The sequence below is a fragment of the Rhodococcus ruitaii genome (assembly GCF_055230935.1).
The window spans coordinates 205329-221103 of the sequence record NZ_JBUYWC010000007.1 but is presented as its reverse complement, the minus strand read 5'-3'; the positions used below and the strand labels follow the sequence as shown (position 1 = coordinate 221103).

Genomic DNA, 15775 nt, shown 5'->3' with positions numbered 1-15775 from the left:
CTGGTGCTGTTGTCGGGTTCGGGGTGTGGGGCGCGCTACGACAGGGACTCCGGTTGCCCGGACGCGGCAGAGCGGTACGCGGCGTCGATGACGCGCATCGATGCTCGCGCGTCGGACATCGTGTAGTCCGGCCGAGTGCGGGTAGGGAGACGATCGAGCAGGTGCGAGAGGAAGCTGGACACGGCGTTGTCGGAGCCGTAGCCACCGATGGGGAGGGCGTGCACGTTCCCGGAGGTACCGAAATGGGTCACCGCGGGTTTGTCGTCGTCGCTGCTTGCGTACCCGTGCGAGCCGAGCACTCTAACTGTTGCGGCATTGGCACCGAAACCCGGTGCTGCAGGGATCCTTCCGACAGTGACGGTAGCTGTGACTCCGTGTTCGAGCGCAAGCGAGATCAGCGCGGTGTCTTCGACGCCGTACTGTGCGTGTGCGCCACCGTAGAGAGTGCTCGTCTCGGCGTGGACTTCGGTGACGTCGAGACCGGTGAGGTAGCGCAGATAGTCGGCTGCGTAGCCGGCGAAGTTCATTACTTCGCCCCCACCGGAGAGCGCGGGATCGACCACCAGTTCGGGACGCTCGACCGACGTGGCAAAATGTGTTCCGCTTGCCAGGAATTCGATGTCCACATGGCGCGGCAGACCCAGATTCCCCGCGTCGATCCAGCGACGCAGACGCCGCAGGGCCGGGGAATGCGTGCGGTTCACCACCGTGCAGATTCGCCCGTTCGCCTCGGCGGCGTGCTCAACGGCTGCCGCTTCGGCCTCGTCGACCCCCACCGGCTTGTCCACGAGGACATCGAGTCCCGCGTTCAATGCCGCAACTGCAAGGCGGGCGTGCCGGGTCGGTTCGCTGCAGATGATCGCCAGGTCGATCCGCTCGGGATCGAGCAGATCGGCGAGGTCGTCGATCCAGGGAATGCCGGCGGCGGCCGCCATCGCTGCGCCGTCGTCGCGTACCCAGCCGGGAGCCGAGGGTTCATCGGCAACCGCGACGAGTTCCACGTGCGGGTCCGAGCGCAGCAGTTCCGCATAGGAACCGGCGTGCCGCACTCCGCTGGCGAATCCGATCCGGATGACCGTCATGGCTGCCTTTCGATCGTGATAGCGCGGCCGGTCTCGAGTGATTCCTGGGCGGCGACCGCTGCAGCGAGAGCTGCCCGCACTTGCCAGTTCTCCACAATCGGGGTCGCGGAACCGTCGAGAGTGCCGATCCAGTGGCGCATCTGGTGCGTCATCGCATCTTCGATCGAGGACGGCGGGGCCGTGACAGTGTCGGTCATCAGACCGGGGTCGTCGCCGGTGTCGTGTGCGAGCGTTCCGTTCGTCCCCGAGACGACGATCCGTCGCACCATTTTTCCCGACTGCGGTAGTGCGTAGGCCAATTCGATCATTGCCAGGGAATCGTCCTCGAACCGGACGGTGAGATGAAAGCTGTCGTGGACAGGCATGCCCGCCGCGAAAGTCGGGAAGCTACGGGCGAAGACCCGGACCGGGCGGCGGCCGATCAACCAGGTCACGAGATCGAGAGCGTGGGTTCCGTTGTGTACCGGGTGCCCTCCCGAGCGGGCCTTGTCGTGTTGCCAGCCGCGCCAGCCGCCCGGCCACACGTGCCCGGTGTACCAGCTGAGATGGATCAGACGGGGATCACCGACGACGCCCCGGCCGACCGATTCGCCGATCGAGGTGATCGACGGCTGGAAACGCACCGTTTGCCCGACCATCAGCGAGGTGCCTGCGGTGGCGTCGACCATGGTGTCGAAGTCGGCAACCGTCAAAGCGGCCGGCTTCTCCACATGCACATGCTTTCCGGCGCGTCCGGCCGCGATGGTGACGGGTGCGTGGTCGGGAGTGGCGCCCACGACGTCGACGGCATGGATCGACGGGTCGGCGAGGATGCTGCCGAGATCGACGCTTGCCTTCGCCCCCGGGGCCAGCGCGGCAACCGATGCCGCGCGGGCGAGGTCACTTCCGTAGACGTAGGCGACCTCGGCGGAGGGGATCGCGGCGAGGGCGCTCACGTGGTCGCGGGCGATGCCACCGCTTCCGATCACGGCAACCCGCACGGTCATCGGACGCCCGCTGACAGTGCACCGACCGACAGAGCGGCCGGTTCTCCACCTCCGCGTCGTACCTGATCGGCGACGACGAGGGCGCGTTCACGGGCCTGCATCAACGGCGAGTCGGCCGCGACTGCTCCATCGAGGACTTCCGCTATTTCCTCGAGTTCGTGGCGGATGGCTGCCTGCATCCAGAGCGAGCTTCCCCCACTGCCCGAGTTGTACTTCTGTGTTCGGGTGGCGGACTCGATCAAGGACTCGTTCTCGGCGGCCACGTCGAAGATCGGCCACGTGTCTTCGACCTGACCACCCCGCAGTCGGGTGACCTGCCCGGTGTGGAAATCGGCGTGCAGCGCCCCTGCTGCGGCGTTGATCGTCAGCTCCCAGGTGGACACGTGCGACCGTGTCGAGATCGTATGCCGGCCGAGTGCGCCCCCGGCGAAGGAGACGAGGGTATCCCGGAAGCCGTCGTCAGCGGTGGCGATGCTCGCCACCGCGCTCACCTCGCCGCCGAGCCAGCACACGAGGTCGAGTTCGTGGATTTCATGGGTCAGCTCCCCGCCGGTGCGACTCTTGTCGAGCTTCCACCAGTGCGGGTCGGCTCCGTCGGTGTCGATCCAGCGGGAGCGGGAGGCGTCGATGGCAGCAACGGCGCCCAGGTCCCCTGAGCGAACGAGGTCTGCCATGCGTCGGACGCCCGGCATCATGCGCATGATGTGCCCGACCATCAACGGCACCCTGTTGACGTCGGCGGCCGCGAGCATTGCGCGGGCATCGGCGAGGTCCACCGCGAGGGGTTTCTCCACGAACACGGCCTTCCCGCGCGCCAAGGCAGCGAGGGCCGGTTCGGTGTGGGCGTGATTGGGTGTCGCGACGACGACCAGGTCCAGGTCCGGGTGGGTCGCCACCTCGTTGTGGTCCTCGGTCGGGGTTGCGGAGAACTCGGCTGCGACTTCCCGCGCCCTACCGGCGTCCTGGTCGCACAGCATCGTCAGTTCGAACCGTGGATGTGCAGCAAACTCGCGGGCAAGGGAGCTACCGAAGAATCCGCAACCGATCACACCGACGTCGTATCGGCTCATGAAGTCTCCATAGATTGGATAAGGGATGTCCTATGTTATACGTTCAGCGAGGCCGGTCGTCAATCCAGCTCCGGTAGCATGGTCGTCATTTTCGCAGGTCAATAGCCCGATCTCCGGCTGGAACACCGGGAGGGCCCGGTCCGGCGAACCTCGAGTTCGCACGATTCTCTAGACGAGCACCGTTCCGAGATGTAAGTTACGCAACATCGGACGTCGAACGTAGGACATCCCCCGTCTACCGTGGATTCACCCGGTCCTGCTCCCCCGCCTTGGAGGCCGCCTTGAAGAACGAACGCCCACTGAGCTCCGCGTTCACCCGTCGCGACCTGTTCAGATACACCGGCCTGCTGGGAGCTGCGGCAGGCATCACTGCAACGCTCGCAGCCTGCGGGGGCGGCCCGTCGTCGACCTCCACGGTCGGTGGCGCGTCGAGCACCGGCGATCTCACCACCGCGATCGGCTACGGAAACGACCAAAGCTTCGATCCGACACAGACCGCGTCGGGATTCCTCATGGCCGCGATCAACCATGTCTACGAGGGCCTGCTCGAGAACGACCCGGTGACCGGTGAGACGTACGCAGCGCTCGCCCAGACCGTACCCACCGACACCACTGCCTCCAACTGGACGATGACGCTCCGAGATGGCGCCACCTGGCACGACGGCACGCCGGTGACAGCCGACGACGTCGTCTTCACCTTCGAGCGCATTCTCGACCCCCAGGAGAACGTGCTGATCCGCTCGTTCTTCTCCCCGTGGTTGCAGTCGGTCACCAAGGTCGACGATCAGACCGTGACACTGAACTTCCACTACCCGTTCAGTGCTGCCGCCCAGCGACTTTCGATTGCCAAGATCATGCCCAAGCATGTCTTCGACGGACACTGGGAAGACGCCAAGTCCGGCACCCTCGTCGTCGGCTCCGGTCCGTACAAGCTCACGAGTCACACTCCCAAGAGCAACACGGCGTTCGAAGCCTACGACGCGTACAACGGCCCGCGGCCCGCCAACTTCTCGACGATGAACTGGCTGTCGATCGTCGATACCTCGTCGCGGATCGCACGGATTTCGGGCGCCAGCGCCGGCGCACAACTCGCCGACAACATTCCCGTCGCGAACGTCTCCACCCTCACCTCCGGTGGACGCACCGTCGAGGGCAATCAGGGCATGAACTTGATGTACCTGCTGTTCGACACCACCCAAGCCCCGTTCGACGACGTCCGCGTCCGGCAGGCGATGTTCTACGCGATCAACACCCCGAGAATGATCGAGATCGCCCTCGGAGGCAGGGCCGCTCCCGCTACCAGCTACCTCTACGAAAGCAACCCCGACTACGCCCGAGCCTCGACGGTGTACTCCTACGATCCGGACAAGGCTCGCGCGCTTCTCGCAGAGGCCGGCGTCGACGGTATGGACGTGACCCTGCTGTCCACGAACGTCAGCTGGCTCGCCGACTGCCTGCCGACCATCAAAGAGTCCTGGGATGCGGTCGGGCTCAACACAACCCTGGAACCGCAGGACACCAGCGCGATGATCAGCAAGCTCAACAGCGGCCAGAAGTTCCAGGTAGCGACGGGCACGTCCAACCCGCAGGCATTCGGTAGCGACGTCGACCTGCTGGTCCGCTATACGTACAGCAGTGGTGGCCTGTGGACCAAGACCTACGCCAAGTGGGACGACAGCCCCGAGGCGCAGCGGATCTACGCGACCATGGACGAGGCGACCCGCGAAACCGACCCCGCCAAGCGCAGTACCCTCGTGCAGTCCTACCTCGATCAGATCGCCGAAAATGCGGTCTACTACCCCGTCCTGCACCAAGAACTGCTGACAGCGTGGGATCCGCAGAAGGTCTCGAACGTCACGCCTCTGCCGTACCCCGGCGTCAACCTGCTCCAGACGACGCCCGCCTAGCGCCGGCGCGCGCGGCACATCTTCCGACAACTGAGAGATCCTCCGATGGCCAGAGTCCTCCCGATGTTGATCAAACGGGTGCTGATACTGATTCCCCTGATACTCGGGATCATCGCGTTCGTGTTCATCGTGATGCAGTTCGCCCCCACCGATCCCGCAACCGCGGCGTTCAACGGCGGCAATCCGACCGCAGAGCAGTTGCAGCAGTTCAAGGAGCAGAACGGACTTCTCGATCCGCTGCCGCTGCAGTACGTGCACTTCGTGACCGATCTACTCGGTGGCGACATGGGCGACAGCCTGATTTCCGGTGCACCGGTGTGGGATTCGATCTCCACTGCGTTGCCGTTGACCGTTCAGCTGACGGTTCTCGGGCTGATCATCGCCATCGTGATCTCGCTGATCCTCGGTGTCACCAGTGCGTTGTACCGCGACCGCTGGCCCGACCAGGTGATCCGCGTGATCTCGCTCGGCGGGGTGGCTGCACCCTCGTTCTGGCTGGCGCTGCTGATGATCCAGTATCTCGCGGTGCAACTCGGCTGGTTTCCCACCGGCGGTTATGTCAATCCGAACGACTCGGTGAGCCAGTGGCTGCTCTACATGGCACTGCCCGCGCTGTCACTGTCGCTGCCGGTGTCTGCGCAGCTCACTCGTATCATCCGCACCTCCATGGTCGAAGAACTGGACAAGGACTACGTGCGCACGGCGATCGGCAGCGGATTGCCGTACCCCGTGGTGATCGGCCGAAACGTCCTGCGCAACGCCCTGATCAACCCGCTCACCGTGCTGGGTCTGCGAATCGGCTACCTCCTCGGCGGCGCCGTGGTCATCGAGCAGATCTTCGGGCTACCCGGCATGGGCCAGCTCATGATCAACGGAGTCACCAACGGTGACCCGGCTGTGGTGCAGGGAGTCGTCATCGTCATCGCGGTCGGCTTCGTCGTCGTCAACCTCGCGGTCGACATCCTGTACCTGCTCGTCAATCCACGACTCCGGAGCGCAGCATGATCAGAAGAAGACTCACCGAGAAGCTGTCGCGTCCCGGAACCAGCTTCACCCGCTTCTCGCTGTCGGCCTGGCTGTCGATAGCAGTGCTGGGCATCATCGTGCTCGCGTGCCTGTTCGCGCCGGTGATCGTCCAGTACAGCCCGCTCGAGCAGGCGGTGGGCACCGCAGGCCCCAGCAGCGAACACTGGTTCGGTCAGGACAGCCTCGGACGAGACCTGTTCAGCCGATTGCTGTATGGCGGACGGTGGTCGCTGACCATCGGTCTCGGCTCCACCTTCCTCGCGTTGTGCGCCGGCGCACTCATCGGCTCGATTGCGGCGACCAGCCGGAAAGCCATCGACGAAGCCATCATGCGGATGCTCGACGTGGTCATGGCATTCCCCGGTATCGCACTCGCTGCCGTTCTCGTCGCGGCGTTCGGCGGTTCGATCCCCGTTCTGATCGTCACCATCGCGTTCCTCTACACCCCGATGGTTGCCCGCGTCGTCCGCGCGAATGTGCTCGCCCAGTACGGCGAGGACTACGTTGCGGCCGAGAAGGTCATCGGTGCGCGAACATCGCACATCGTCATCAAGCACGTCGTGGCGAACTGCGCGGCCCCGGTGCTCGTGTTCTGCACCGTCATGGTCGCCGACGCCATCGTGCTCGAAGCCAGCCTGTCGTTCATCGGCGCCGGTGTCAGCCCGCCGGATCCGTCCTGGGGATCGGTGATTGCCGACGGGAAGAACATGGTCTTCCTCGGAGGCTGGTGGGCAACGGTGTTCCCCGGTCTGCTGATCCTGGCGACGGTGCTCGCTCTCAACGTCCTCGCCGAAGGTCTCACCGACGCGATGGCCGATCCGCGTCTGAAGAAGAGCAAGCGGTCGGCGTCGGCGCTCGAAGCAGCACAGACCGCTGCCGCGGAGGAGACCTCCAACGAACTGCTCCTCGAAGACGAAGCTGCGGCTATTCCGGCGGATGCGTCGACGTTGATCGACGAGGACGTCACCAGTGTCGTGCCGGACGTGCTGAACGACACCGCAGACCCGACGCCCCTCGAAGCCCACTTGAAGATTCTCGCCGACACCGAACGGAGCCGTTCCGATCGGCTGGTCTACAGCGGCGATGCCGAGCCCCTTCTCGAGGTTCGTAACCTCACGATCCGGTTCCCGGAACGTTACGGCGACACGGCGATCGTCGACAACGTGAGCTTCACCGTCCGCCCGCACGAGACGATGGCCCTCGTCGGCGAATCCGGCTGCGGCAAATCGCTCACCTCGCTGGCGATCATGGGGTTGCTGCCCAAGACCGCGGTGGTTACCGGTGAAATCCTGTTCGACGGCGTCAATGTCCTCGATCTCGGCAGCCGCGAGCGCAACCGGCTGCGCGGGCACGACATGGCGATGATCTACCAGGACGCGCTCAGCTCCCTCAATCCGGCCATGCTGATCCGCACGCAGTTCAAGCAGCTCACCAAACGCGGCGGCACGCGCACAGCGACGGACCTGCTCGAACTCGTCGGGCTCGATCCCGTCCGCACGCTCGCCAGCTACCCGCACGAGTTGTCCGGTGGGCAACGTCAGCGCGTGCTCATTGCCATGGCCCTTACCCGCAGCCCGCGGTTGATCGTCGCCGACGAACCGACGACAGCGCTCGATGTCACCGTTCAGGCCCAGGTTGTGGACTTGCTCAACGACCTGCGCCACAAGCTCGGGTTCGCGATGGTGTTCGTGAGCCACGACCTGGCCTTGGTTGCGTCGCTGGCACACAAGATCACTGTGATGTATGCCGGTCAGGTCGTGGAGTCGGCACCCACCAGCGATCTACTCGCCGATCCTCGCCACGAGTACACCCAGGGCCTTCTCGGAGCCGTGCTGTCGATCGAAGACGAGGCGCCGCGACTTCATCAGATTCAGGGAACCGTGCCCTCACCCGGTAATTTCGCTCCGGGCGACCGATTCGCGGAGCGTTCGACGCGCCCGGATGCGGATCCGAATCGGAAGCCCCAGATGGTTCGTGTCGACGGTACCGAACACTGGTTCGCGAACCAGTCCGCCTCGTCCGAACTCGCCCGACCGGAATTGGAGACAGTGCCGTGATATCAGTCGGTCAGCAGGTCGAGGAACCACCGATCCTGGAACTGAAGAACATTCATGTGATCCACAAGACGCGCTCGGGATCGCTGTTCCGGCCCGGAACCGTGCATGCCGTCAACGATGTCAGCATCGCTGTCGAGCGGGGCACGACGATCGGTATCGTCGGCGAATCCGGGTGCGGAAAATCCACACTGGCGAAAGTCATGGTGGGACTCCAGAAGCCAACGTCCGGGGATGTGCTCTTCCGTGGCCGCAGTGCACTGGTTCGGACGGCAGCCGTACGGAAGGAGTTCGGGCGCGCAATCTCGATCGTCTTCCAAGACCCGGCCACCGCGCTCAACTCGCGGATGACGGTTGCCGACATCCTCACCGATCCCCTCGACGTCCACGGCATCGGTACGCGTGCGGCCCGAGCCGCCCGAGTGCGCGAGTTGGTGGGTCTCGTCGGGCTACCGCTGTCGGCTCTGGAAGTCATCCCCAGCCAGATTTCCGGTGGTCAGCGTCAGCGTGTGGCCATTGCCCGCGCATTGGCGCTCGAACCCGATGTGATCGTTGCGGACGAGCCGACCTCGGCGCTCGATGTGTCGGTGCGTGCGCAGATCCTGAACCTGCTCAGCGACATCAAGGCCAGGCTCGGCCTCGGGATGGTCTTCATCTCGCACGATATCCAGACGGTGCGGTACGTATCCGACACGATCGTCGTGATGAACGCCGGGCGCATCGTGGAGCAGGGAACCGCCGAGGAAGTCTTCGACAATCCCTCGGACGCGTACACCGCGAAGCTGCTGGGCGCGGCACCGAGTCTGCTGCAACGTACCGCCGAAGTGGGGTGATCCGGTGGAGAGCACGACCGGACATAGGATGGTTGACACTCGTCTCGGAAAAGGGGAATCGATGTCTGTACGCACTGGCTCACATGGCGCTCGTTACGGCGCACAGAACCGCATGCGAGCACTTCAGACGGACATCATGAACCTCATCCTCGAACGACGGCTCGTTCCCGGCGATCCGATGCCCACGGAGGCGGAGCTCTCCGACGAACTGGGCGTCGGCCGAAACACGCTGCGGGAGGCCCTGAAGGTGTTGCAGGCCCTGGGCGTGGTGGAGATTCGTCACGGATTCGGAATGTTCGTGGCTCCCAGCAATTTCGATGCTCTCGCCGACGGGTTGACGTTCCGTGGTCGATTGTCGCTCCAAGGCACCGGCCGCGAGGCAATGGAACTCGCCGATATCCGTCAGGCTCTCGAGACCGGCCTGATCGGTGCGGCCATGACGGAGATGACCGCCGCCGATCACGCGGATCTCGACGAACTGGTGACCGGAATGGAGATTCGTGCTGCGGCGGGAGAGCTCTTCTCCGACATCGACGCGGCCTTCCACAGCCGCCTGTACGCGCCATTGGACAACAAGGTGCTCGCCCAGCTCATGGGTGTCTTCTGGCAGGTGTACAGCGAAATTCAACAAGCCATCGGACATTCGGAAACCCCGCTCGTCGACATTGCGTCCAAGCACCGCGCCATTCTCGATGCGATCAAGACCGGCGATGCCGTCGAGGCAGCGCATATGCTGGAAGTCCACTTCCGTGGGCTTCGCGACCGGATTCGGGTGATGCACCCGTAGGCAGTCACCCAGGAGGCTGCCGGAGCCGAGCCGACGTGAGAACTCCGGCAGCCGGGCGGTCACACGCGTGCGATGGGTTCCTGGAGTTCGGTCACCCATCTGCCGGCATCCGTATCCCATACCAAGGTGACATCCCGGCTGGGTCCCGCTGTGCGATAGCCGTTGTCCTCGATCCATTGCGCGAGGTCCTGGTGCGGTTCGAGCTCGCCTTCCATCTCACCGCTGTAGACCTGTGTTGCCGCCAACGGCATCTCGGGAAGGTCGACGACGGTGAACTCATCCGAGGCGCAGAGATCGACGCGCACCGTCATTCCCGCGTGCGCCACCACCGAGCCGTCGGGCCGCTGGTCGTAGTAGCAGACCGCCGGCATGGTGCACTCGATCCGTTCCCGATCCAGTGCGACGCCCAGTTCCTCGAACAGTTGCCCCACTGCCGGGCCGATCGTCTCCGGTGCGAAGTCGGCGACGACGGTGCTACGCTCGGCGATCCGCATCGCCGGAACAGCTTTCACCACGATCTCATCGGTAGGCATTGCGCCCTCCCTTTCGATTACCCGGAGTCTCGCCTCGACCCGCGCGAGCCGATCCCGATCTGCGGTTATCCGCTGCTCGAGTTCAGCGCGGCGCAACGTCAGCATGCCGCGCATGTCGGTGCTGGTGACCGCGTCGTCCAGTACCCGGCCCACCTGGTCCAGCGTGAACCCAAGCTCTTTCAACGCGACGATCCGATTCAGCCGCGCCAATTGACCGACCTCGTAGAAGCGGTACCCGCTGACGGGGTCGACCCGATCGGGCACCAGCAGCCCGAGCAGATCGTAGTGGCGCAGCATCCGAACCGACACTCGTCCGTGCCTGGCGAAATCTCCGATACTCAACATGACGCCACCCGTTCTACGGCCTCACACCGTGGCAGGGTCAAACAAACCGGACAGGGGCAACGACCGTTCGTCCTCTCACAACTTTTCACATTCTCCACACCCGGAACGAAGCGTCACCTTCAGCCCGCTTTGACCTGTCAAAATTTTTTTGACGACTGTTGTACGCTTCGCAGCGTGACAGACCCGGTAAGCCTCGAGGAAGCACTCCTTCGTACGTGGATCGGCCGACAGCATCCACCACAGCCAGACAACGTCGATCGCGCAGCATTGATCCGGTCGGCACTCGACATCGCGAACCGTGGTGACTCCGAACTGTCCCTCGAGGTGCTCAGCGCCGCCGCGATAATGCTGCAGGGAGCCCGCAGCGAATTGGACCGGCTGGAACTCGATCTGATGCGGGCAGCCAGCGACAGCGGACACAACTGGAGCCTGATCGCGCAGGTATTCGGCTACCGCTCCAAACAGGCCGCCCACGCCCGCGCGAGCTCGCTGTTCCATCGACTCGAAGTCCGTACCCGATCCGCAGGAGACGAGCGATGAAACTACGACTCACGCGGAACACGCTGGCCAGCTCGTTGGCGGGCATCGAGCACAGTGTCCCGAACCGCCCTCCGGTACCGGCACTCGCCGGTGTCGTCATTCATGCCGATCCCGACTCCCTGACACTCTCGGCGTTCGACTACGAAGTCTCCGCACGCTCTGCGATCACCGCGACCACCGTCTCCGAACCCGGCTCGGTTCTCGTGTCCGGCAAGCTCCTCAGCGAGATCACCCGCTCCCTTCCCGCTGCACGACCGATCGACCTGTGCGCCGACGACACCGATCTGCATATCGTCTGCGACGACATCCGATTCACGCTCCCTCTCATGCCGATCGACGACTACCCCGCCCTTCCCGACACACCCCCGATTGCCGGCACCACCACACTCGATGACTTCGCAGAAGCGGTCGCGCAAGTCGTCGTCGCCGCCGGGCGCGACGACACCTTGCCGATGCTCACCGGCATCAAGATCGAACGCCACCCCGCATTCCTCAGGCTTGTCGCGACCGACCGGTTCCGCATCGCCATCCGCGACATCGGTTGGGTTCCGGCCTCTGACATCGACGACCACTCACATCGATCCGGCCTGGTCGTGGCCGCCAGAACGCTGGCCGACGCAGCAAAGGCATTCACCGGCACCGACATCCACATCGCTGCCGGATCGGGACACAGCGCACTCGGACTGCGCACCGCCGGTCAGCACTGCACGTTGGCCCTTCTGGACCTCGACTTCGTCCCGTACCAGCGCTACCTCGACAACACCGGCACCACCACAGCCACCATCGACACCGCCGCGTTCGTCAACGCAGTCAAGCGAGTGTCGTTGCTGTCACCGCGCGGAACCCAGATTCTGCTCAGCTTCACCACGTCCAGAGCGCAGCTCAGCGCTGGCGCCGACTCGAACGGACGCGCCGAGGAATCGCTCGCATGCCAGATCACCGGAGACCCGGGCCCGATCGCGTTCAACCCGCGCTACCTGCTCGACGGACTCGGGGCGGTCCACGCCGACACCGTCACGATCACAATGAACGGCCCCACCAAGGCCGCGACCATCCGATCAGCGGACGACGACACCGTCGGGTTGCGCTATGTCGTGATGCCGGTCCGGCCACCGAGCTGATGAGGACGCCACCCGCGCCAGGCGTCGCGAAGGCCGCGGCGCTCACTGGAGGATGCCCCGGATCAGGATGTCGAAGCGCACGTCACTGCGGGCATGCTCGGGATCGTGGCCATCGGCCCAGGCCAACGCGTTGGCCATCACGAACACGTCCTCGCCGGCGACCTCCGCGCGTACCCGCCCCAGTACCCGCGCTCGCGCCACCAGATCGTCGGTGAGCGTCTCCAGACTGCGGCAGATGTGCGCGAGCGGCCCTTCGCTGTCCGGTCCCGCGGCGAGCACGGAATCGGGCAGGCCCGCATATGTGCTCGCGTAATCGGCCAGCAGTCGGATCCAGCGCAGCAACGCGTCGACCGGGTCCTCCGCCGCATGCAGGTGATGTGCGTCGGCGCGCAGTTCCGCGACGTGATCGGCGACGGCAGCGGCCACCAGGTCCGATCGGGTGGGAAAGTGCCGGTACAGCGTGCCGGGGCCGACCCCCGCCGCTCGAGCGATCTCCTCGAGGGGTGCCTCGACCCCTCGGTCCGCGAAGGCCGCACGAGCCGCGGCGACCACAGCCGCGCGGTTGCGCGCGGCGTCGACGCGCAGCGCTCTCCCGGTCGATGTGGCCATATGTTTGCTCCTCCCTTGACTTATCCGGACGCACCCTCCGTATACTGAACGGATAGATCCTCCGATTACTGACCGGAGGACGCATCCAGACATGAGGAGTGTCCCATGAACGGCTCCGCACCCACCACCAGCGCCGGACACCCAGCTCGGTGGCGCGCCGGCTGTGCGGGTGCCTGGTGAGAGAGGAAGACACGCATGAACAAGAAGCCGCCACTCGGCTACCTGATCAAATCCGTCGACAACGCCCTGCACCGCTACGTCGACGGGATTCTGCGTAAGACACACGGCGTCGGCCGGGGTCACTGGCAGGCGCTGCGCACCGCGCAGGACGACCCAAATCTGACCCTGGAGCAGTTCTCCGCGGAAGCGACCGCCTTCTACACCTCCGGCCAAATCGACGAACTGCTCACCTCGCTGACCGACAAGGGTTGGTTGCTCCTGGAGCCGACCGAGTCGGGCACCACCACCATGCTGATCACCGATGCCGGCCGCGAACTGCTCGCGCAGATGAGTCGCACGCAGGCACGCACCGCGCAAATCTTGTCCAAGGACGTTTCCGCCGAGGACTACGAGACCGTGCTACGGACGCTGGCCACGATGCGCGAGAACCTCGAAGCGGTGACGCCGCGAGCCGAAGGGAAAACGACCGCGCTCTGAGCGGGCGGGCCGACGCGTGATGCGACGCAGTCGCGACCACCGTCGACACTGCGCAACGCGGGGAGCGCCGACACGTCGTACCGGAATTCGCCATCGTAGTCGTCTTCTATCACCAGGGTGCCCGCCGCGTGCGCCCGCGCGACAAGTTCGGCCCGTCGCGCGACAGGCATCCGCGCGCCCATCGGATATTGGTGCGTAGGAGTGCAATACACTGCCGAATCGGTGTCTGCCAGCAGGTGCGGCGGCAACCCGTCTCCGTCGATCGCGACGGGCCGGATGCGAGCGCCCTCGGTAACCAGCGCGCTCCCGGCTCGACGATATTCGGGGTCTTCGAAGGCGACATCTCGGCCATCGAGTCCAGCCGCCACAGCACGAACACGCACGGCAGCAGCAACGCCTGGAAATATCACCAAATCATCTGATGTAGCATCGATTCCGCGATTTGTTCGAAGATGCGCTGCGAGGGCAGAACGCAATTCGGGGTGAGCCCGCAGATCAGCCCCTCCTGCCGTCGGTGCAGTATGTGCGGCACGACGCCACGCAGATTCGGCGATGAGAGTGGCATCGGGGCGTCCGGGGCGAAGGTCGAACGCGACCGCGTCCGGGCGGGGTCGCTGACGCTCCGGTGTGTCCGCGGCCGGCGGTGCGGGAGGTTGTCCACACGCCGGAAGCGGCTGCTCCACGTAACGTCGTTGTTCGCCGTCGACACAACCGCACTTCCACTCCCGACAACCCGCCGGCCCGCGGCCGACCGCCGCGAATGCCTTCGACCCCACCACCTAACGTTTGCAGTTATAAGTGAAAGTAGCTACGGTTACAGCGTCGGACCCGCAGCAATCGTCAAGGAGGTCGAGTCCATGAGCGCCCAGCACATCGCGCGAGAAGACCGGACCGTTCTGTCTTTGACCGCGGAGGAGATCGCACAAGCTCGCGCTTTCAACGACCGGATCCACGGGACCGGCGACACGTCGTCGAGCCGCGGTGAATACACGATCACATTCTCCACACCGAACACCGATGCCCTCCCGCTCCCCATGGAGCTGACCGGCGTACTCGGTCAGGTACTCGACATAGTCAGCCGCGGCGGGACAGTGACGGTAGGAAGCATTCCCACTGAAATCACCACCACGACCGCAGCGAAGATTCTGGGAATATCCCGACCCACACTGATGAAGCTCGTGCGAGACGAAGCACTGCCCGCGCACAGGCGCGGATCGCATACTCGCCTACTCAGCGAGGATGTGCTCGCCTACAGAAGCGCTCAGCAGAATCTGCAGGACGAGGCATTCGACCGATTGCGCGCGCTCGAAGACGAGCTCGACATCGACGACTGACTCGACTCGCCCGCACACCCGCCCCCGGGAACTTGCATCATCGTCCGAATGAGTTGCGGGCAGGGGGTCAAGCGTCATGATTGGCGCGAATGCGCTCTATTCACGAGTCCCATCCACGCCCTTGCCACCACCAGAAAGGAAGCTTAGACTCCCCTAAGTTATGGGGTTCAACTCAAGGGATCGGGGTAGTGAGCAGGTGGCTCGGCTGGGCACACGCACGCGCAGGATCGATATCGACGACATCGTTCGCGTCGGTCGCAGCATCGGCATGCGCCACCTGAGCCTGAGCGCGGTCGCAACCGAACTCGGGGTGTCCACCACCGCCCTGTACCGGTACGTCGACGGCCGCTGGGGGCTCGAACGAGTCGTCGGCGAAAGCCTGCTGGGCGATCTCGTCCTGCACGACGACCCGACCCACGACCCGACACAGCACCTGTTGTCGTTCGGGATGCAACTGCGGGCATACGTCCTCGCCCACCCCGGACTCGGCACCTACATGCAGACCCTCTTCCCGCGCGGAGAAGCAGGGCGTCGCCTGATGACACACGAGGTTGTCGCGTTGAGTCGGCGAGGGTACACACCCGACGTGGCCATCGCACTGTCCAGCGCGGTCGCCGGAAATGCCATCAACTACTCGGTAGCCGACGAGAATCAACAGACGAGATCGGACGGGCTCGAGGATCAGCGCCGCGACGTCACGAACCAACTGGCCGTCGACACCGAATTGGGCGCAACCCATCGTGAACTGCCGATATTCACCCACGACGAGTACGTGAAACTTGTTCTCACAGCGACAATTCGAGGTCTTGTGGCGGTCGCCCCACCGGGTCGGCCGTTGGAGCAGGTGGTGGCCGATCTGACCACCACCGGAATGGGGATCTGATGGCCAAA

Annotated in this window: 16 protein-coding genes; 11 read left to right on the top strand and 5 right to left on the bottom strand. The window is 64.6% G+C overall.

Going from position 1 to position 15775, the window contains the following annotated elements; translation table 11 throughout:
- Window positions 1-35 precede the first annotated feature (35 nt).
- The 3 genes from ACZI8W_RS10770 to ACZI8W_RS10760 are packed head-to-tail and all read right to left on the bottom strand — an operon-like array spanning window position 36 to window position 3138.
- Window positions 36-1082, bottom strand: a complete 1047-nt coding sequence (locus tag ACZI8W_RS10770; RefSeq protein WP_463368484.1) for a Gfo/Idh/MocA family protein — start codon at window positions 1080-1082, stop codon at window positions 36-38.
- Window positions 1079-2068, bottom strand: coding sequence for a Gfo/Idh/MocA family protein (locus ACZI8W_RS10765; RefSeq protein WP_463368483.1), 990 nt, complete (start codon window positions 2066-2068; stop codon window positions 1079-1081). Before ACZI8W_RS10765 ends, ACZI8W_RS10770 begins: the two co-directional genes overlap by 4 nt.
- Complete coding sequence (locus ACZI8W_RS10760; RefSeq protein WP_463368482.1) at window positions 2065-3138, bottom strand: Gfo/Idh/MocA family protein; 1074 nt, start codon at window positions 3136-3138, stop codon at window positions 2065-2067. The genes ACZI8W_RS10765 and ACZI8W_RS10760 overlap by 4 nt, the downstream gene beginning before the upstream one ends.
- Window positions 3139-3419: 281 nt before the next feature.
- On the opposite strand from ACZI8W_RS10760, the gene ACZI8W_RS10755 reads away from it, so the two are divergent.
- From ACZI8W_RS10755 to ACZI8W_RS10735, 5 genes are all read left to right on the top strand, one after another.
- Entirely contained in the window at window positions 3420-5045 is a 1626-nt protein-coding gene (locus ACZI8W_RS10755) for an ABC transporter substrate-binding protein (protein WP_463368481.1), read from the top strand.
- Window positions 5046-5090: 45 nt separating this feature from the next.
- Complete coding sequence (locus tag ACZI8W_RS10750; RefSeq protein WP_463368480.1) at window positions 5091-6050, top strand: ABC transporter permease; 960 nt, start codon at window positions 5091-5093, stop codon at window positions 6048-6050.
- Window positions 6050-8128: a dipeptide/oligopeptide/nickel ABC transporter permease/ATP-binding protein gene (locus ACZI8W_RS10745; RefSeq protein WP_463368602.1), complete on the top strand. Its 2079-nt coding sequence runs from the start codon at window positions 6050-6052 to the stop codon at window positions 8126-8128. Before ACZI8W_RS10750 ends, ACZI8W_RS10745 begins: the two co-directional genes overlap by 1 nt.
- Window positions 8125-8958: an ABC transporter ATP-binding protein gene (locus tag ACZI8W_RS10740; protein WP_463368479.1), complete on the top strand. Its 834-nt coding sequence runs from the start codon at window positions 8125-8127 to the stop codon at window positions 8956-8958. Before ACZI8W_RS10745 ends, ACZI8W_RS10740 begins: the two co-directional genes overlap by 4 nt.
- Before the next feature lie 61 nt (window positions 8959-9019).
- Window positions 9020-9745: a FadR/GntR family transcriptional regulator gene (locus ACZI8W_RS10735; protein ID WP_463368478.1), complete on the top strand. Its 726-nt coding sequence runs from the start codon at window positions 9020-9022 to the stop codon at window positions 9743-9745.
- Between the two features lie 59 nt (window positions 9746-9804).
- On the opposite strand, the gene ACZI8W_RS10730 is transcribed toward ACZI8W_RS10735, so the two are convergent.
- Complete coding sequence (locus ACZI8W_RS10730; RefSeq protein WP_463368477.1) at window positions 9805-10623, bottom strand: MerR family transcriptional regulator; 819 nt, start codon at window positions 10621-10623, stop codon at window positions 9805-9807.
- A gap of 174 nt (window positions 10624-10797) precedes the next feature.
- On the opposite strand from ACZI8W_RS10730, the gene ACZI8W_RS10725 reads away from it, so the two are divergent.
- A complete protein-coding gene (locus ACZI8W_RS10725; RefSeq protein WP_463368476.1) occupies window positions 10798-11163 on the top strand; it encodes a hypothetical protein in 366 nt (121 codons plus the stop codon).
- On the top strand, window positions 11160-12284 hold the full coding sequence (dnaN, locus tag ACZI8W_RS10720) for a DNA polymerase III subunit beta (RefSeq protein WP_463368475.1): 1125 nt from the start codon (window positions 11160-11162) through the stop codon (window positions 12282-12284). Before ACZI8W_RS10725 ends, dnaN begins: the two co-directional genes overlap by 4 nt.
- A gap of 42 nt (window positions 12285-12326) precedes the next feature.
- Here the strand turns inward: dnaN and ACZI8W_RS10715 are convergent, their stop codons facing one another.
- Window positions 12327-12893: a TetR/AcrR family transcriptional regulator gene (locus tag ACZI8W_RS10715; RefSeq protein ID WP_463368474.1), complete on the bottom strand. Its 567-nt coding sequence runs from the start codon at window positions 12891-12893 to the stop codon at window positions 12327-12329.
- A gap of 195 nt (window positions 12894-13088) precedes the next feature.
- Between ACZI8W_RS10715 and ACZI8W_RS10710 the strand changes: the two genes are divergently transcribed.
- From ACZI8W_RS10710 to ACZI8W_RS10695, 4 genes are all read left to right on the top strand, one after another.
- On the top strand, window positions 13089-13550 hold the full coding sequence (locus tag ACZI8W_RS10710) for a MarR family winged helix-turn-helix transcriptional regulator (protein WP_463368473.1): 462 nt from the start codon (window positions 13089-13091) through the stop codon (window positions 13548-13550).
- Window positions 13551-13678: 128 nt separating this feature from the next.
- A complete protein-coding gene (locus tag ACZI8W_RS10705) occupies window positions 13679-13972 on the top strand; it encodes a hypothetical protein (protein ID WP_463368472.1) in 294 nt (97 codons plus the stop codon).
- A gap of 435 nt (window positions 13973-14407) precedes the next feature.
- Window positions 14408-14884, top strand: a complete 477-nt coding sequence (locus ACZI8W_RS10700) for a helix-turn-helix domain-containing protein (protein ID WP_463368471.1) — start codon at window positions 14408-14410, stop codon at window positions 14882-14884.
- Between the two features lie 196 nt (window positions 14885-15080).
- Complete coding sequence (locus ACZI8W_RS10695; protein ID WP_463368470.1) at window positions 15081-15767, top strand: TetR/AcrR family transcriptional regulator; 687 nt, start codon at window positions 15081-15083, stop codon at window positions 15765-15767.
- Window positions 15768-15775: the final 8 nt, after the last annotated feature.